This window comes from Dermatophilaceae bacterium Soc4.6 (assembly GCA_039889245.1).
GTDB lineage: Bacteria > Actinomycetota > Actinomycetes > Actinomycetales > Dermatophilaceae > Lapillicoccus.
In genome coordinates this window covers 3,062,290-3,079,853 of the sequence record JAZGVH010000002.1, presented here as the reverse complement: position 1 = coordinate 3,079,853, position 17,564 = coordinate 3,062,290, and the positions used below count along the sequence as shown (strand labels likewise).

Below are 17,564 nucleotides of genomic sequence, written 5' to 3'. Positions count from 1 at the left end.
TGCCCCGCAGAGGCGTGAAGCCTTGCGGGGCACTTTCGTGAATGGTTGTCCGGCTGCGTCCTACTCTCCCACACCGTCACCAGTGCAGTACCATCGGCGCTGAGGGGCTTAGCTTCCGGGTTCGGAATGGGACCGGGCGTTTCCCCCTCGCTATGACAGCCGTAACTCTATGGAGATATGTGTTCACCCGACCACTCACCCCCACACAGGGGGGGCAGGGGTCAGGACCCGACCGTATCTCGGGAACTGCACAGTGGACGCGAAGCATCGAGCGACCCCCATAAGGGGTGAAGATGTAATCAAGTTATCGGCTTATTAGTACCGGTCAGCTTCATGCATTACTGCACTTCCACATCCGGCCTATCAACCCAGTAGTCTAGCTGGGAGCCTCTCGGGGCAAAGCCCCATGGAAACCTCATCTTGAAACGTGCTTCCCGCTTAGATGCTTTCAGCGGTTATCACTTCCGAACGTAGCTAATCAGCCGTGCCCTTGGCAGGACAACTGACACACCAGAGGTTCGTCCAACCCGGTCCTCTCGTACTAGGGTCAGCCTTTCTCAAGTTTCCTACGCGCACAGCGGATAGGGACCGAACTGTCTCACGACGTTCTAAACCCAGCTCGCGTACCGCTTTAATGGGCGAACAGCCCAACCCTTGGGACCTACTCCAGCCCCAGGATGCGACGAGCCGACATCGAGGTGCCAAACCATGCCGTCGATATGGACTCTTGGGCAAGATCAGCCTGTTATCCCCGGGGTACCTTTTATCCGTTGAGCGACGGCGCTTCCACAAGCCACCGCCGGATCACTAGTCCCGACTTTCGTCCCTGCTCGAGATGTCTCTCTCACAGTCAAGCTCCCTTGTGCACTTACACTCAACACCTGATTGCCGACCAGGCTGAGGGAACCTTTGGGCGCCTCCGTTACTTTTTAGGAGGCAACCGCCCCAGTTAAACTACCCACCAGGCACTGTCCCTGATCCGGATCACGGACCGAGGTTAGATATCCAGAACGACCAGAGTGGTATTTCAACGTTGACTCCACAGACACTGGCGTGCCCGCTTCACAGTCTCCCACCTATCCTACACAAGCCGTACCGAACACCAATACCAAGCTGTAGTAAAGGTCCCGGGGTCTTTCCGTCCTGCTGCGCGTAACGAGCATCTTTACTCGTAGTGCAATTTCGCCGAGTTCGTGGTTGAGACAGTGGAGAAGTCGTTACGCCATTCGTGCAGGTCGGAACTTACCCGACAAGGAATTTCGCTACCTTAGGATGGTTATAGTTACCACCGCCGTTTACTGGCGCTTAAGTTCTCAGCTTCGCCTTGCGGCTAACCGGTCCCCTTAACGTTCCAGCACCGGGCAGGCGTCAGTCCGTATACATCGTCTTGCGACTTCGCACGGACCTGTGTTTTTAGTAAACAGTCGCTTCTCCCTGGTCTCTGCGGCCATTCAGGCTAGAGCGCAAGGCTCTTCACCGTCCAGGCCCCCCTTCTCCCGAAGTTACGGGGGTATTTTGCCGAATTCCTTAACCACGATTCACTCGATCGCCTTGGTATTCTCTACCTAACCACCTGAGTCGGTTTGGGGTACGGGCGGCTCGAACCTCGCTAGAAGATTTTCTTGGCAGCATAGGATCACCCTACTTCCCGCATACGCGGTCACTATCAGGTCTCAGACTCGCAATCCAATGCAGAGGTGCGGATTTGCCTACACCTCGCCCTACACCCTTGGACGTGGACTACCATCGCCACGCGGAGGCTACCTTCCTGCGTCTCTCCATCGCTTACGTACTACCAGCTCGGGTCGTGCGCTCCGCTGACACGACTCCGAAGAGTCCCACCAGTTTCAGGCACTTAGCATCACAGGATTCTGTATGGGCGGTTCTTCGCCGGTTCCGGAATATCAACCGGATGTCCATCGACTACGCCTGTCGGCCTCGCCTTAGGTCCCGACTTACCCAGGGCAGATTAGCTTGACCCTGGAACCCTTGGTTATTCGGCGGACGGGTTTCTCGCCCGTCATTCGCTACTCATGCCTGCATTCTCACTCGTGTGGCCTCCACGGCTGGATCACTCCGCCGCTTCCCTGGCCACACGACGCTCCCCTACCCATCAACACGCTTGGACCATGGACCCTCAGGTGCCACGGCCGGGCAAAGTGTCAATGCCACAGCTTCGGTGGTGTGCTTGAGCCCCGCTACATTGTCGGCGCGGAATCACTTGACCAGTGAGCTATTACGCACTCTTTAAAGGGTGGCTGCTTCTAAGCCAACCTCCTGGTTGTCAATGCAACTCCACATCCTTTCCCACTTAGCACACGCTTAGGGACCTTAGATGGTGGTCTGGGCTGTTTCCCTCTCGACTACGGAGCTTATCCCCCGCAGTCTCACTGCCACGCTCTCACTTACCGGCATTCGGAGTTTGGCTAACGTCAGTAACCTGGTGAGGCCCATTAGCTATCCAGTAGCTCTACCTCCGGTAAGAAACACGTGACGCTGCACCTAAATGCATTTCGGGGAGAACCAGCTATCACGGAGTTTGATTGGCCTTTCACCCCTACCCACAGCTCATCCCCTCAGTTTTCAACCTAAGTGGGTTCGGTCCTCCACGCAGTCTTACCTGCGCTTCAACCTGGCCATGGGTAGATCACTCCGCTTCGGGTCTAGACCCAGCGACTCAAACGCCCTATTCGGACTCGCTTTCGCTACGGCTTCCCCACACGGGTTAACCTCGCCACTGAGCACTAACTCGCAGGCTCATTCTTCAAAAGGCACGCTGTCACCCCACAAGGAGGCTCCAACGGATTGTAGGCACACGGTTTCAGGATCTATTTCACTCCCCTCCCGGGGTACTTTTCACCTTTCCCTCACGGTACTTGTCCGCTATCGGTCACCAGGGAATATTTAGGCTTAGCGGGTGGTCCCGCCAGATTCACACGGGATTTCTCGGGCCCCGTGCTACTTGGGATGATCCTCTGGAGTCAACAAGATTTCGTCTACGGGGGTCGCACCCTCTGTGCCGGGCCTTTCAATGCCCTTCGACTATCACGATGATTTCTTACTCCATGCCAGCTCATCAGCGCCGACTGAGAAGTCCCACGACCCCGTACCTGCAACGCCTGATGGCTATCACACAGGCACGGTTTAGCCTGATCCGCTTTCGCTCGCCACTACTCACGGAATCGCGGTTGCTTTCTCTTCCTGTGGGTACTGAGATGTTTCACTTCCCCACGTTCCCTCCACTCGCCCTATATATTCAGACGAGGGTGACTGGACTTGCCTCCAGCCGGGTTTCCCCATTCGGAAATCCTCGGATCACAGTCTGGTTATCGACTCCCCGAGGCTTATCGCAGATTCCTACGTCCTTCTTCGGTTCCTGGTACCAAGGCATCCACCGTGTGCCCTTAAAAACTTGGCTACATACAATACAAGATGCTCGCGTCCACTGTGTAGTTCTCAACATACGGGCGGTACCCGTCCCTGACAGAGCGCCTCCTCCGACCCACCCCCATCGCGCACCACGTGCACCACGAAGACCTGACGAAGCGGTTCGACTCACGGGACCGGTCCAACCGGTCGTATCCGGCCTGAGAAGTCACAGCCAACACACCCCAACCCGAAGGCCAGCCGCGTGTTGCCCGATCCCTCAGGACCCAACAACGTGTCAAGCACCCACAGCCCCCCGCCCGCTTTCCACAACCCCCCACCCGGAAAAACCAGGAGAGGAGCTTGTACTCACGACACGAGACGCTCGGCGCCAACTAATCGATGTTCCACCCTTGAGCACCCACCGTGAAGCATTCGTCCACGGCCAGGCTCTGGACCGACACGCTTACGCGCCGCCGGCCAGTGCTCCTTAGAAAGGAGGTGATCCAGCCGCACCTTCCGGTACGGCTACCTTGTTACGACTTAGTCCCAATCGCCAGTCCCACCTTCGACGGCTCCCCCCTTTACAGGTTGGGCCACCGGCTTCGGGTGTTACCGACTTTCGTGACTTGACGGGCGGTGTGTACAAGGCCCGGGAACGTATTCACCGCAGCGTTGCTGATCTGCGATTACTAGCGACTCCGACTTCATGGGGTCGAGTTGCAGACCCCAATCCGAACTGAGACCGGTTTTTTGGGATTCGCTCCACCTTACGGTATCGCAGCCCTTTGTACCGGCCATTGTAGCATGCGTGAAGCCCAAGACATAAGGGGCATGATGATTTGACGTCATCCCCACCTTCCTCCGAGTTGACCCCGGCAGTCTCCTATGAGTCCCCACCATCACGTGCTGGCAACATAGAACGAGGGTTGCGCTCGTTGCGGGACTTAACCCAACATCTCACGACACGAGCTGACGACAACCATGCACCACCTGTACACCGACCTTGCGGGGCACCCATCTCTGGATGTTTCCGGCGTATGTCAAGCCTTGGTAAGGTTCTTCGCGTTGCATCGAATTAATCCGCATGCTCCGCCGCTTGTGCGGGCCCCCGTCAATTCCTTTGAGTTTTAGCCTTGCGGCCGTACTCCCCAGGCGGGGAACTTAATGCGTTAGCTGCGGCACGGACCTCGTGGAATGAGACCCACACCTAGTTCCCAACGTTTACGGCATGGACTACCAGGGTATCTAATCCTGTTCGCTCCCCATGCTTTCGCTTCTCAGCGTCAGTAATGGCCCAGAGACCTGCCTTCGCCATCGGTGTTCCTCCTGATATCTGCGCATTTCACCGCTACACCAGGAATTCCAGTCTCCCCTACCACACTCTAGTCTGCCCGTACCCACTGCAAGTCCGGGGTTGAGCCCCGGATTTTCACAGCAGACGCGACAAACCGCCTACAAGCTCTTTACGCCCAATAATTCCGGACAACGCTCGCACCCTACGTATTACCGCGGCTGCTGGCACGTAGTTAGCCGGTGCTTCTTCTGCAGGTACCGTCACTTGCGCTTCTTCCCTGCTGAAAGAGGTTTACAACCCAAAGGCCGTCATCCCTCACGCGGCGTCGCTGCATCAGGCTTGCGCCCATTGTGCAATATTCCCCACTGCTGCCTCCCGTAGGAGTCTGGGCCGTGTCTCAGTCCCAGTGTGGCCGATCGCCCTCTCAGGCCGGCTACCCGTCGTCGCCTTGGTGAGCCATTACCTCACCAACAAGCTGATAGGCCGCGAGTCCATCCCAGACCGAAAAACTTTCCACACGATAAACATGCGTCTCCGTGTCATATCCGGTATTAGCTACGGTTTCCCGAAGTTATCCCAGAGTCTGGGGCAGGTTACTCACGTGTTACTCACCCGTTCGCCACTGATCACCCCGGAGCAAGCCCCAAAGATCACCGTTCGACTTGCATGTGTTAAGCACGCCGCCAGCGTTCGTCCTGAGCCAGGATCAAACTCTCCATTGATGTTTAGCACCACACCACACAACCGAAGTCGACATGACATGGAAACTGAAACCCACTAAAGGGCCGTCACACTGACCGAGAGCAAACAACCAGCACACCGACCCGAAAGCCGGCGACAAAAGTTGTTCGACAAACAATCAAAAGAAATTCATAGCAGCACCGACCAGAAGGCCGACACCACCACGAGGTAATTGGCATCGATTTTTGACACGCTGTTGAGTTCTCAAGGATCGGACGCACACCATCCACCCACCCCACAAACCACAGGGCAAACATCCGGGACAACCACACAATCCGGTACCACCACCAACCTGCATCTTGGACAAACAAACCGCGACCCGCTCTTCAGAACGGCCGGCTCACTCGCACTTGGCTCTCAGTTGGTGATCCCCACTGTAGCAGGCCGTGCGGCCTGCCTCCACCGCGGTGAGGCGATGTTCCTGAGGCTCCGTCAGCATACATGAGCGGGACCGGCCTGCTTCGGGGGACCGTAGTCCACCCCGTGGTGTCCGTTCCTCCCTCTCGGGCTGACTCCGCAACTGTAAGCGGCTCACCGCCCTCAGACCAAATCCGAGCCAGGAGAGCGGAATTCACGCGGGGGAGCACGCACGACGCCCCTGGACCGAGAGGGTCCGGGGGCGTCGTGAGCGGGGTGTGCAGCCCGCGTCGTCCGAGGTCAGGCCCCGAGGCCTCCCTCTGCGCCGGCGGAGCCGCCCTTGACGATGTCGACGGGCGGGGTGTCGGGGATCTCCGGGAGGGTGTCCTCCCGCTTGCTCCCCTCGAAGGTGAAGGTGGCGTCCTTCTCGTCGCCGGTGGCGCCGACGAGCACGAACTCCCCCGCCTTGAGCTGGCCGTAGAGGATCTTCTCCGACAGCACGTCCTCGATCTCGCGCTGGATCGTGCGCCGCAGCGGACGGGCACCGAGCACAGGGTCGTAGCCCTTCTTGGCCAGGAGGTTCTTGGCCTCGAAGGTGAGCTCGAGGCCCATGTCCTTGTCCTTGAGCCGCGAGTCGAGCTTGGCGATCTCGAGATCGACGATGGAGACGATCTCGGACTGCGTCAGCTGCGGGAAGACGATGATGTCGTCCACGCGGTTGAGGAACTCGGGCCGGAAGTGCTGCTTCAGCTCGTCCTGGACCTTGGCCTTCATCCGGTCGTACTCGGTGCGCGAGTCGGGGCCGGCCGAGAAGCCGAGGGCGCCCTTGGAGATGTCACGGGTGCCGAGGTTGGTGGTCATGATGATGACCGTGTTCTTGAAGTCGATCATCCGACCCTGGCTGTCGGTCAGGCGTCCGTCCTCGAGCACTTGCAGCAACGTGTTGAAGATGTCGGGGTGAGCCTTCTCGACCTCGTCGAACAGCACGACGGAGAAGGGCTTGCGCCGCACCTTCTCGGTGAGCTGGCCGCCCTCCTCGTAGCCGACGTAGCCCGGAGGGGAGCCGAAGAGTCGCGAGACCGTGTGCTTCTCGCTGAACTCCGACATGTCGAGCTGGATGAGGCTGTCCTCGTCGCCGAAGAGGAACTCGGCGAGCGTCTTGGCGAGCTCGGTCTTGCCGACGCCCGTGGGGCCGGCGAAGATGAACGAGCCGCCGGGACGCCGCGGGTCCTTCAGACCGGCGCGGGTGCGACGGATGGCCTGCGAGAGGGCGCGGATGGCGTCGTCCATGCCGACGATGCGCTTGTGGAGCTCACCCTCCATGTTGAGCAGGCGGCTGGACTCCTCCTCGGTCAGCTTGAAGACCGGGATGCCCGTCGAGGCGGCCAGCACCTCGGCGATCAGCTCTTCGTCGACCTCGGCCACGACGTCCATGTCGCCGGACTTCCACGCCGACTCGCGCTCGGCCCGCTGACCGACGAGGGTCTTCTCGTCGTCGCGCAGCGAGGCGGCCTTCTCGAAGTCCTGGCCGTCGATCGCGGCCTCCTTGGCCCGACGGACGTTCGCGATCTTGTCGTCGAACTCGCGCAGGTCCGGCGGCGCGGTCATCCGGCGGATGCGCAACCGCGCGCCCGCCTCGTCGATGAGGTCGATCGCCTTGTCGGGCAGGAAGCGGTCGTTGATGTAGCGGTCGGCCAGGTTGGCCGCGCTCACCAGTGCCCCGTCGGTGATCGAGACGCGGTGGTGCGCCTCGTAGCGGTCGCGCAGGCCCTTGAGGATCTCGATCGTGTGGGCGAGCGTCGGCTCAGCCACCTGGATCGGCTGGAAGCGTCGCTCCAGCGCCGAGTCCTTCTCGATGTGCTTGCGGTACTCGTCGAGGGTCGTCGCCCCGATGGTCTGCAGCTCGCCGCGGGCGAGCATCGGCTTGAGGATGCTGGCGGCGTCGATCGCGCCCTCGGCCGCGCCGGCCCCGACGAGGGTGTGGATCTCGTCGATGAAGATGATGATGTCGCCGCGGGTGCGGATCTCCTTGAGGACCTTCTTGAGGCGCTCCTCGAAGTCACCGCGGTAGCGGCTGCCGGCCACGAGCGCGCCGAGGTCCAGCGTGTAGAGCTGCTTGTCCTTCAGCGTCTCGGGCACCCGACCGCGCACGATGTCCTGGGCCAGACCCTCGACGACGGCGGTCTTGCCGACACCGGGCTCACCGATGAGGACGGGGTTGTTCTTGGTGCGTCTCGACAGCACCTGCATCACCCGCTCGATCTCTTTCTCACGCCCGATGACCGGGTCGAGCTTGCCCTCGCGGGCCGCCTGCGTGAGGTTGCGACCGAACTGGTCGAGCACGAGCGACCCCGCCGGGGTGCCCTCGGCCTGCTGGCCCGCGCCGACTCCGGCTCCGGCCTTCTCGCCCTGGCCGCCCTGGTAGCCGGCGAGCAGCTGGATGACCTGCTGGCGCACCTTGTTGAGGTCGGCGCCGAGCTTGACCAGCACCTGGGCGGCAACGCCCTCGCCCTCGCGGATGAGACCGAGCAGGATGTGCTCGGTGCCGATGTAGGTGTGGCCGAGCTGGAGACCCTCGCGCAGCGAGTACTCGAGCACCTTCTTGGCCCGCGGGGTGAAGGGGATGTGCCCCGTCGCCGCCTGCTGGCCCTGCCCGATGATGTCCTGCACCTGCTCGCGGACGGCCTGCAGCGAGATGTCGAGGTTCTCGAGCGCCTTGGCGGCGAGACCTTCACCCTCGTGGATGAGCCCCAGCAGGATGTGCTCGGTGCCGATGTAGTTGTGGTTGAGCAGGCGTGCTTCCTCCTGCGCGAGGACCACCACCCGCCGGGCCCGATCTGTGAACCGTTCGAACATCGCCAAAGCTCCCTACCTCTGTCGAGGCGCCTCGTTGGCGCCCTTAGACGACTTGCAGCCCCCGTGTTCCGTGACGACCGTCGTGGCCGGTCCCGGAGGGCCGGGGGCTTCATACCGACCAACGATGCCGTATGGCGGGCTGTTCCTCACCTGAGTCGGGTCGGCTGAGGTTTCGCCGTGAGCGGACAGGGCCCGCCCTCGGTGCCGCCAGTGTCGACCCGTGGCTCCTCCAGCGTACGTCCAGGCTGTTTCCGGGGCATTACTCCCAGCCATCGACAGGTAAAGTTACTCTGAGTAGGTTAACCTCACGCCACCCCACCCCCCGCAAGGACTGCTGATGACGCTCATTCTGCCGCCGTGATCGAGCCCGCGCAGCAGCGCCTGCGCTGGGGCCTGCAGCACGGGATCCTGCGCGCGGGGCTGACCTACGGCGCCCGCCTCGGGGCCCTGGGGCGCGCGACAGGCTCGAGCCGGCGCTCGTCGCCGACCCGTATGCCGCCTACGAGACCCTGCGCTCGCGGGGCAGGCTCGTGCGCAACGGGCCGATGATGCTGGCCCACGACCACGACCTGGCCACGGCCGTCCTGCGCAGCCCCGACGTGGGCGTGCTCGGAGGGTTCACCGGACCGCTGGGCTTCTCCACCCTCAAGCGGCTCGCCGGAAACGGACCGGTCGGCCCGGTCGACCCCCGTCGCTGCTCGCCGTCAACGCGCGCATGCGCCGTCAGGTCACCCGCGCCTTCTCGGGCAAGGCGGTGGCCCGGCTGCGGACACGCACCGAGCAGATCGCCGCCGAGCTGCTCCACGAGATGGAGGCGGCTGCGGTCGCCGGGGTCGACCTGGCCCGCGACTTCGCGAGCCTGCTGCCCCCCACCGTCATCGCCGAGACGCTCGGGGCGCCGGTGTCCATGCGCCGTCAGTTCCTGCAGGGGGGGCGCCAGGGCGGCGTTCTCGCTCGACCCCGGCATGCGCCACGGCGACCTCGCCCGGTCGGAGCGTGACATCGGCGCCCCGTGCTCGGCGCTGCGAACCGCGACCCGCGCGTCTTCGACCGGCCGGAGCGCTTCGACGTGCGACGGGGCAACGCGGGGGACCAGCTGGCCTTCTCGAGCGGTGCCCACTACTGCCTCGGCGCAGGGCTGGCGAGGATGGAGGCCGCTCGACGGTCAGCCGACGAGACGACGGACGCGGATCCTGCGGGGGTACGCCGCGATGCCGGTGCGGCTGCGTGGCGTCGCGAGGATGGCCGCTAACCGCGGCCGTCTGGGCTAACGGCTGCTAGCCCAGCGAGCTGAGGTCGTCCGGCACGTCGACGGCGTACCCGCGCAGCACCTCGAGCCCCACGAGCTCGAGCACCGACGCGTGGGTCGAGGCGAGCACGACGGGGGCGGCGGCCCCGTCGGCGTGGGCGCGCACCCAGTTGCGAGCCGTCACGCACCAGCGGTCACCCGGTCTCAGCCCCGGGAAGGAGTACGCGGGCACGGGCGTCGTCAGGTCGTTGCCGATGCCCCTCTGGTGCTCGAGGAAGGCGGTCGTGACCACTGCGCAGATCGTGTGCCGCCCGAGGTCCTGCGGCCCGGTGGTGCACCAGCCGTCGCGGAAGAAGCCGGTCAGCGGGTCGAACCCGCACGGCTCCAGGGGCGTCCCGAGGACGTTGAGCGCACTCACGCTCCCATCATGGACGCTGGGGCGCGCTCGCGCAGGGAGCCGGTCGCCGTGGTGACAGGATGCGCCGTATGCAGCGCCCCCACCCCCGCGCGTCGTCCCGCTCGCAGGTGCCCGCCTTCGCGGTCATGGAGATCATCGCCGAAGCCAACCGGCGGCTCGCGGCCGGTGAGCCGGTGCTCAACCTCTGTGCGGGCGAGCCGTCGTCGGGGGCTCCAGCCGTCGTGCGCGAGCGGGCCCGTGAGCTCTTGGCCTCCGACGCCCTCGGCTACACCGAGGCCACCGGCACGCCCGCCCTGCGGGAGTCGCTCGCGGGGCACTACCGCCGCTGGTACGACGTCGACCTCGACCCGCAGCGCATCGCCGTGACCACCGGGTCGTCGGGGGGCTTCGTGCTCGCGTTCCTCGCCGCCTTCGAGGCCGGTGACCGCGTGGCGCTGGCCTGCCCGGGATACCCCGCCTACCGCAACACCCTCGCCGCTCTCGGCTGCGAGGTGGTCGAGCTCGTCTGCGGGCCGCAGACCCGATTCCAGCCCAGCGTCGCGCAGCTCGAGGCGCTGGAGCACCCCGTCCAGGGGCTGGTGGTGGCCGGGCCGGCCAACCCGACCGGGACCCTCGTCGACGAGCCCGCGATGCGCGAGCTGCTGGCGTGGTGCGCGGAGCACGGTGTGCGGCTGGTGAGCGACGAGATCTATCACGGGCTGACCTACGACGACGGGCCGGAGGGCGCACCGGGGGCACCGGGGTGCGACCGGGCGGGCGCGCCGACGGCCGCGGCCGACCTCGACGGGGGTGCGCTGGTGGTCAGCTCCTTCTCGAAGTACTGGGCCATGACCGGCTGGCGACTCGGGTGGCTGGTGCTGCCCGACGACCTCGTCGGGCCCGTCAAGGCGCTCGCGGGCAACCTCGCGCTGTGCCCGCCCGCGCTCTCGCAGCGGGCGGCGGTCGAGGCCTTCAGCGAGCCGGGGTACGACGCCGCCCAGGCCAACCTGCGGCAGTACGCCGCGTCGCGGGCGATGGTGCTGGGCCGGCTGCCCGACCTCGGGTGGGCGGGCGCCGCCCCGGCCGACGGTGCGTTCTACCTCTACGGCGACATCTCACCGACAGGCCTCGACTCGCCGACGTGGTGTGCGAGGCTGCTCGACGAGGCGGGCGTGGCACTCACGCCGGGCACCGACTTCGACCCGGTGCACGGTCACGACTGGGTGCGGCTGTCGTTCGCCGCGGCGCCCGTGGTCGTGGCCGAGGCGGTCGAGCGGGTCGTGGAGTGGCAGCGGCGGCTCTGACGACCTAGCGGCGGCGCTGGCAGCGGCCGCACCAGAAGAGGTTGCGGCCGGCGACGATCCTCGTGCGGATCTTCGACCCGCACACGGGGCAGGCCATCCCCTGACGGCGGTAGACGTCGTAACGGCGCTCGAAGGACACCGGGCCGGTGAGGTCCTCCTCGTCGAGCCCCTCCTCGTCCGTCTCGTCGGCGAGCAGGGCGGCCGACGAGTCGGAGACGGCGGCCGCGAGGACGCCGGCGGGGCCGCTGAGGCGGCGGCGGGCGGAGTCGGTGTGGACGGCCACGAGGACCGGCACCTGACCGGCGGCGACGAGGGCCTCCGCCTCCACCACCTGGTCCTCCACCGTGATGATCTGGTTGAACGCCACACCCAGCGGCATCAGGCGCACGAGGTCGTCCCACAGCAGCTGCCAGGTGGCGTGGCGTAGCTCGCGGCCGGGGCGGAACGGGTCGACCCGGTGCCGGAAGAGGACCTCGCAGCGGTAGACGTTGCCGACACCCGCGACGATCGACTGGTCCATCAGCAGCTCGGCGACCGAGCGCCGCGACTTCTCGACCCGGGCCCACGCGACGTCAGGGTCCTGGCCGGAGCGCAGCGGGTCGGGTCCGAGCCGCTCGAGGATGGCGTCGACCTGGTCGGGCGTGACGACCTGGCAGACCGTCGCCCCCCGCAGGTCGGCGACGTGGGTGTCGGTGAGCAGCCGCAGGCGCACGGCGCCCCATACGGGCGGGGGGCCGGGGGCCGGGTCGTACTGCTCGACCGAGAACTTGCCGATGAGTCCGAGGTGCACGTTCAGCCAGTGGCCGCCGTCGTACTCGAGGAAGAGGTGCTTGCCCCACGCGGAGGCGCGGACGACCAGCTCGCCGTCGAGCAGGGCGGCACCGGACTCGAAGCGGCCTTGGGGCGAGCTGGCGGCAGGCCTCGTGCCGGCGAAGGCAGCGTCGAGGGCCTGCGCCAGTCGGTGCAGGGTATGACCTTCGGGCACTAGCTCGCCTTCTTCGCGGCAGTCTTCTTGGCCGCGGTCGTCTTCGCTGCAGTGGTCTTCTTGCCGGTGGCCTTCTTGGCCGCCGTGGTCTTCGTGGCGGCGGGCGCCGCGCCGGCGGCCGGTGTCGACGCCGGGGCGGGACGCTCCTCGACGGGCTCGCCGCGGCTGGCCTTGGCGCGGTCGACCGACCGCTGGAGGGCCTCGAGGAGGTCGACGACCTCGCCGGTGGTCTCCTTCGCGGCCGGCGCCTGCGTGACCTCACCGCCGTCGAGCTTGGCCCGGACCATGGCCTCGACCGCCTGGGCGTAGTCGTCGGCGAACTCGTCGGGGTCGTAGTCGCCGGCGAGCGACTCGACGAGCATCGTGGCCATGGACAGCTCGCGCTCGGTCGCGTTGCCGACGTCGCCGAGGTTGGCGAACTGCGAGCTGCGGATCTCGTCGGGCCACAGCATGGTCTGCAGGACGATGACGCCGTCGCGCACCCGCAGGACGGCCATGTTCTTGCGGCTGCGGATCGCGACGGTCACCAGCGCCATCCGGTCGGCCGCCTCGAGCGCGTCGCGCAGCAGCGCGTAGGGCTTGCCGGCGCCCTTCTCGGGCTCCAGGTAGTAAGGCTTGTCGAGCAGCAGCGGGTCGACCTGGTCGCTGGGCACGAACTTCTCGACCGCGATCTCCTTGCTGCTCTGGTTGGGCAGCTCCTTGAGGTCGTCGTCGGTGATGACGACCATCTCGCCGTCATCGGTCTCGTAGCCCTTGGCGATGTCGTCGTAGGCGACCTCCTCGCCGTCGATCGAGCAGACGCGCCTGTAGCGGATCTGGCCGCCGTCCTCACGGTGCACCTGCCGGAAGGAGATGTCGTGGTCCTCGGTCGCGGAGTAGAGCTTGACCGGCACGTTGACGAGGCCGAACGAGACGGCACCCTTCCACATCGCGCGAGGCATCGCGGCTGACCTTTCGCCGGGGCGCCGCGAGACGCGACGCGAGGGTCCTAGCATCCCTCACGGCGCCGACAGGTCACAACCTCTCACCCGGCTGCCCCATGGGCAGCCGACCGGCAGACTGGGGCGCGTGAGCGACGCACGGAAGACGTCCGACAACACCGTCGCCGTCGCGGTCCCCCTGGTGAGGGCGCACTGGCCCCAGGTCGAGGCGATCTGGAGGGCGGGTATCGAGGGCGGGCACCCGACGTTCGAGGGGTCGCCGCCCACGTGGGAGGCATTCGACGCGGGGCGGCTGGCGGGGCGGCGCTGGGTCGCCACCCAGGGTCGGGGTCTGACTCTCCGGGGTGTCCTAGGCTGGAAGGTGAGCCCGACCCCACCGGTCGCGCGACCGGGAGGAGGCCATCGTGAGCGACGCTCCCCGGCGTGCCCCGCGGTCGCGCTCGTCGACCGCTGACCCGAGTGCCGCGGTCGCCGCCCTCGCCATGCTGGTCCTCGGGTCGCTCGTCGTGCTGCTGGCCTCGGTTGCGGAGGCAGGCTCTCTGCCCGTGCTGCTCGCCGCGACCGCGGTGGGCGCGCTCGCCGTCGCGTGGGCCGGCACCGATCGAGGGCCCGTCCGTCCACTGCCGGCGCCGCTCCACCCCTCGGGGGTCGCGCGCTCCGTGCCCGCGTCGACGGCCTACTGGTGCGCCGTCGCGGCACCGAGGTGCCCCCGTCGTCCTCGGGCACCGGGTCGGGGCTGACCCGCTCGCCGCACCCGCGGCGACCGGGCCCACGCCCTGACCCACCCACCGGCCCTGCTCGGGCCGAGCCGAGGAGCCCTACCCATGCCTGTCCTGTCCCTGGAGTCCCTGGAGTCCCTGCTGTCCCCCGTCACCACCGCGGTCGCCGCGGTCCTCGCGGCCGCCCACGACCTCGCCGGCTCGATCGGCCTGAGCCCCGGATCGGGCGGTGCCTGGCTGCTCGCGATCGCCCTGCTGGTGATCGCCGTGCGCACCGCCCTGCTGCCCGTCACCGTCTACGGGGTGCGCGCGGCCCACGCCCGGGCCCACGCGGCTCCCCACCTGCGCGAGCTGCGCAGCCGGTATGCCGGCACCCGCGACCGTGAGCGGCTCACCACCCTGCGCGCCGAGCAGAAGCGGGTGCACACCGAGCACGGCGTCTCGTCCTGGGGCCTGGCCCCGGCCCTGCTGCAGCTGCCCCTGCTCTACGCCGTCTACCGCGTCGTCTCCGACCTCGCCGCCGGTCACGGCGTCGGGGCCCTCGACGCGGCGCTCGTCGCGTCGGCATCGGCGGCGTCGCTGGTCGGGCTCCACCTCACCAGTCACCTCGGCACCACGCTGGCCGCGGGCGGACCGGCCGCGCTCGTGCTGCTCGGGGCCGCACTCGGCGCCGCGCTGCTCTCGCTGGTGACCCAGCACCTCTTCGTGCTCCCGATGACCGACCTCACCGACGCCCCGCAGGTGATGGCCACGACGCAGCGCCTGATGCCGTGGCTCGGGGCGGCGGGTGTGCTCGTCACGGCGTGGGTCGTGCCCGCGGGGCTGGTCGCCTACTGGCTGGTCAACAACGCGTGGACCTGCGCGCAGTCGGGACTGGTCTGGTGGTTCGCCCCGACCCCCGGGTCGCCGGCGGCGGCACAGCGGGCGAGGCGTCGTGCGGCGGGGTGAGCGGGACGGGGCGAGGGGAGGCGCGTGCGCGAGGATGGGGTCGTGCGCCCGATGCTCGCCTCACCCACCAGACGGGTCCCCGCCGGGGATGCGTGGGTGCACGAGGTGAAGTGGGACGGCATCCGGCTGCTCGTCGACGTCACCCGCGACGACGACACACCGCGGCTACGGCTGACGACCCGCACCGAGCGCGACGTCACGGTCGCCTTCCCCGAGCTGGCCGGGCTGACGCAGACCTTCGACGACATGCTGCTCGACGGCGAGGTCGTCCTGCTGGTCGACGGGGCCCCGTCGTTCCAGGCGCTCGCCGAGCGCATCCACGTCACGAGCGCCCGGCGGGCGGCGCCACTGGCGGCCCGGGCCCCGGTCACCTTCATGGCCTTCGACCTGCTCCGCCTCTACGGTGTCGACCTCATCCAGCGCCCGTGGGACGACCGTCGGGCCACGCTCGAGCGGCTCGAGCTGGGCGGCGCGCACTGGCAGGTGCCCCCCACCTTCCCCGACGGCGAGCTGCTGCTCGGCGCCACGCTGGAGCAAGGGCTGGAGGGGGTCGTGAGCAAGCGCCGCGGGGCGCCGTACCGGCCGGGGGTGCGCAGCGACGACTGGCTCAAGCTGCCGCACCGCACCTCGGTGTCGCTCGTCATCGGCGGGTGGATGCCGCAGAAGGACAGCCCGCAGGGCAGCCCCCGACTCGGCTCCGTGCACGTCGGGGTGCCGGGGCCGGACGGGCTGGTCTTCCTCGGCAAGGTCGGCAGCGGCATCGCCGGTCGAGCCGGTGAGACGCTGGCCCGCGACCTCGCCCCGCTCACCCGCGAGACCTCCCCCTTCGACGCTGCGCTCCCCCGCGAGGACGTCGTCGGCGCGACGTGGGTCGAGCCCGTCCTCGTCTGCGAGGTCATGGCGTTGGGTCTGACGACGCAGCCGCGACTGCGCCAGCCCGCCTACCGGGGCCTGCGCGGCGACCTGACCGCCGCCGACGTCGACGCCACTGACGTGCTCGAGGGGCTGCGCCGTGCCTGAGACCCCCGCGCAGAAGGTCACCGTCGAGGTCGCCGGCCGACGCCTCGCGGTCAGCAACCTCGACAAGCTCATGTATCCCGCCACGGAGACGACCAAGGGCGAGGTGCTCAGCTACTACGCACAGGTCGCCGACGTGCTGATGGCCCATCTCGCGCTGCGGCCGGTGACCCGCATCCGGTGGCCCCACGGCGTCGAGGGGCCGATGTTCTTCGAGAAGAATTTGCCCTCGGGCGCGCCCTCCTGGCTGCCGCGGGTCACCCTCTCGAGCCACGGCCGCGACCCCGACGCTCACCCCGAGCGCGACACCGTGACCTACCCCCTCGTGACCGACCTGGCCGCCCTCACCTACCTGGTCAACCTCGCCTCGCTCGAGCTGCACGTGCACCAGTGGCAGGTCGACGACGACGGCGCACCGCAGCCGCCCGACCGCCTGGTGATCGACCTCGACCCGGGCAGCGGCGCCGGGCTCGCCGAGTGCGCCCGGATCGCCCTGTGGGTCCGGCCGCACCTGCAGGCCATGGGCCTGACCCGTCTCGTGCCCGTCACGAGCGGCAGCAAGGGCATGCAGGTGTATGCCGCCCTGCCGGGTCAGCACTCCGCCGACGACATCCGCGCCCTCGCGCAGTCGCTGGCCCAGGACATGACGAAGGCGCACCCCGACCTCGTGGTGTGGAAGATGACGAAGTCGCTCCGCCCGGGAAAGGTGTTGCTCGACTGGAGCCAGAACACCGCAGCGAAGACGACGATTTCGCCCTACTCACTCCGGGGAAAGGCCGCGCCCTATGCGGCGACACCACGCACGTGGGACGAGGTCGAGAGCGGCGCCGACGGCGGCCGATTCGAGCAGGTACTCATGGACGAGGTCCCGGGACGGCTGGAGACCCACGGAGACCTCGCGTCGCCGCTTTTGCGGTGACGTCCGTCGGACGACACGACGACCGAATCCGTCACACGCAGCGGGCGCCTTCTCCTCCAGAAAGAGAAAGCGCCCGCCGGGTAATTCGGCCGTGAGGGCCGGCGTCAGCCGTGAGCCTGGTCGTAGGCCTCTTGCACGGCGGCCGAGACGCGGCCCCGCTCGCTGACGGTGTGGCCGTTCTTGCGGGCCCACTCACGCACCTCGGAGAGGTCGTTGCGCTTAGGCGAGCTGCCCGGAGCGGCGGCCTTGCGCCCAGTGGTGCGGCGACCGCCGCTGCGACGGGCGTGGCCGACCCACGTCGCGAGGGCCTCGCGCAGAGCGGAGGCGTTGGTGTCGTTGAGGTCGATCTCGTAGCTCACGCCGTCGAGCCCGAAGAGCACGGTCTCAGAGGCGTCGCCCCCATCGACATCGTCCTCGAGGACGACCTGCACACGCTGAGCCATTGTTGATCCTCTTTCCAGTCATACC

Annotated in this window: 12 protein-coding genes and 3 rRNA genes; 7 read left to right on the top strand and 8 right to left on the bottom strand. The window is 66.9% G+C overall.

Features of this window, described 5'->3' with window-relative positions:
* Positions 1 to 47 precede the first annotated feature (47 nt).
* The 4 genes from rrf to V3N99_14280 all read right to left on the bottom strand — a co-directional run bounded on the left by rrf (position 48) and on the right by V3N99_14280 (position 8,617).
* Positions 48 to 164 (bottom strand): 5S ribosomal RNA (rrf, locus tag V3N99_14295).
* A gap of 131 nt (positions 165 to 295) precedes the next feature.
* Positions 296 to 3,418 (bottom strand): 23S ribosomal RNA (locus tag V3N99_14290).
* Positions 3,419 to 3,860: 442 nt separating this feature from the next.
* Positions 3,861 to 5,385 (bottom strand): 16S ribosomal RNA (locus V3N99_14285).
* Together the 16S, 23S and 5S rRNA genes form the textbook arrangement of a ribosomal RNA operon.
* Before the next feature lie 676 nt (positions 5,386 to 6,061).
* On the bottom strand, positions 6,062 to 8,617 hold the full coding sequence (locus V3N99_14280) for an ATP-dependent Clp protease ATP-binding subunit (protein ID MEO3937909.1): 2,556 nt from the start codon (positions 8,615 to 8,617) through the stop codon (positions 6,062 to 6,064).
* 715 nt (positions 8,618 to 9,332) lie between these two features.
* Here V3N99_14280 and V3N99_14275 point away from each other — a divergent pair.
* Together V3N99_14275 and V3N99_14270 are read left to right on the top strand one after the other, a co-directional pair.
* On the top strand, positions 9,333 to 9,617 hold the full coding sequence (locus V3N99_14275) for a hypothetical protein (protein MEO3937908.1): 285 nt from the start codon (positions 9,333 to 9,335) through the stop codon (positions 9,615 to 9,617).
* Between the two features lie 12 nt (positions 9,618 to 9,629).
* A complete protein-coding gene (locus tag V3N99_14270; protein ID MEO3937907.1) occupies positions 9,630 to 9,869 on the top strand; it encodes a cytochrome P450 in 240 nt (79 codons plus the stop codon).
* A 25-nt stretch (positions 9,870 to 9,894) separates the two neighbouring features.
* Here V3N99_14270 and V3N99_14265 read toward each other — a convergent pair whose 3' ends face one another.
* Positions 9,895 to 10,284, bottom strand: a complete 390-nt coding sequence (locus V3N99_14265; protein ID MEO3937906.1) for a DUF2237 domain-containing protein — start codon at positions 10,282 to 10,284, stop codon at positions 9,895 to 9,897.
* 68 nt (positions 10,285 to 10,352) lie between these two features.
* Here V3N99_14265 and V3N99_14260 point away from each other — a divergent pair, with 68 nt between their 5' ends.
* Positions 10,353 to 11,567 (top strand): aminotransferase class I/II-fold pyridoxal phosphate-dependent enzyme, encoded by a 1,215-nt coding sequence (locus V3N99_14260; GenBank protein MEO3937905.1) that lies wholly within the window; start codon positions 10,353 to 10,355, stop codon positions 11,565 to 11,567.
* 4 nt (positions 11,568 to 11,571) lie between these two features.
* Here the strand turns inward: V3N99_14260 and V3N99_14255 are convergent, their stop codons facing one another.
* Together V3N99_14255 and V3N99_14250 are read right to left on the bottom strand one after the other, a co-directional pair.
* On the bottom strand, positions 11,572 to 12,552 hold the full coding sequence (locus V3N99_14255) for a DNA-formamidopyrimidine glycosylase family protein (protein ID MEO3937904.1): 981 nt from the start codon (positions 12,550 to 12,552) through the stop codon (positions 11,572 to 11,574).
* Positions 12,552 to 13,493 carry a Ku protein gene (locus tag V3N99_14250; protein MEO3937903.1) on the bottom strand — a complete coding sequence of 314 codons (942 nt, stop codon included), beginning with the start codon at positions 13,491 to 13,493 and terminating at the stop codon, positions 12,552 to 12,554. Before V3N99_14250 ends, V3N99_14255 begins: the two co-directional genes overlap by 1 nt.
* A gap of 404 nt (positions 13,494 to 13,897) precedes the next feature.
* Here V3N99_14250 and V3N99_14245 point away from each other — a divergent pair, with 404 nt between their 5' ends.
* From V3N99_14245 to ligD, 4 genes are all read left to right on the top strand, one after another.
* Positions 13,898 to 14,233, top strand: a complete 336-nt coding sequence (locus tag V3N99_14245; protein ID MEO3937902.1) for a hypothetical protein — start codon at positions 13,898 to 13,900, stop codon at positions 14,231 to 14,233.
* A gap of 84 nt (positions 14,234 to 14,317) precedes the next feature.
* Positions 14,318 to 15,160 (top strand): membrane protein insertase YidC, encoded by an 843-nt coding sequence (gene yidC, locus V3N99_14240; GenBank protein MEO3937901.1) that lies wholly within the window; start codon positions 14,318 to 14,320, stop codon positions 15,158 to 15,160.
* A 51-nt stretch (positions 15,161 to 15,211) separates the two neighbouring features.
* Positions 15,212 to 16,180 (top strand): DNA ligase, encoded by a 969-nt coding sequence (locus V3N99_14235; GenBank protein MEO3937900.1) that lies wholly within the window; start codon positions 15,212 to 15,214, stop codon positions 16,178 to 16,180.
* Positions 16,173 to 17,096 carry a non-homologous end-joining DNA ligase gene (gene ligD / locus V3N99_14230; GenBank protein MEO3937899.1) on the top strand — a complete coding sequence of 308 codons (924 nt, stop codon included), beginning with the start codon at positions 16,173 to 16,175 and terminating at the stop codon, positions 17,094 to 17,096. Before V3N99_14235 ends, ligD begins: the two co-directional genes overlap by 8 nt.
* A gap of 104 nt (positions 17,097 to 17,200) precedes the next feature.
* On the opposite strand, the gene V3N99_14225 is transcribed toward ligD, so the two are convergent.
* On the bottom strand, positions 17,201 to 17,539 hold the full coding sequence (locus tag V3N99_14225) for an Lsr2 family protein (protein MEO3937898.1): 339 nt from the start codon (positions 17,537 to 17,539) through the stop codon (positions 17,201 to 17,203).
* Positions 17,540 to 17,564: the final 25 nt, after the last annotated feature.

Coding starts and splice junctions, on each gene's coding strand:
- V3N99_14280 (MEO3937909.1), bottom strand. CDS start 8,617: ATGTTCGAACGGTTCACAGATCGGGCCCGGCGGGTGGTGGTCCTCGCG.
- V3N99_14275 (MEO3937908.1), top strand. CDS start 9,333: ATGCGCCGTCAGGTCACCCGCGCCTTCTCGGGCAAGGCGGTGGCCCGG.
- V3N99_14260 (MEO3937905.1), top strand. CDS start 10,353: ATGCAGCGCCCCCACCCCCGCGCGTCGTCCCGCTCGCAGGTGCCCGCC.
- V3N99_14250 (MEO3937903.1), bottom strand. CDS start 13,493: ATGCCTCGCGCGATGTGGAAGGGTGCCGTCTCGTTCGGCCTCGTCAAC.
- yidC (MEO3937901.1), top strand. CDS start 14,318: ATGCCTGTCCTGTCCCTGGAGTCCCTGGAGTCCCTGCTGTCCCCCGTC.
- V3N99_14235 (MEO3937900.1), top strand. CDS start 15,212: ATGCTCGCCTCACCCACCAGACGGGTCCCCGCCGGGGATGCGTGGGTG.
- V3N99_14225 (MEO3937898.1), bottom strand. CDS start 17,539: ATGGCTCAGCGTGTGCAGGTCGTCCTCGAGGACGATGTCGATGGGGGC.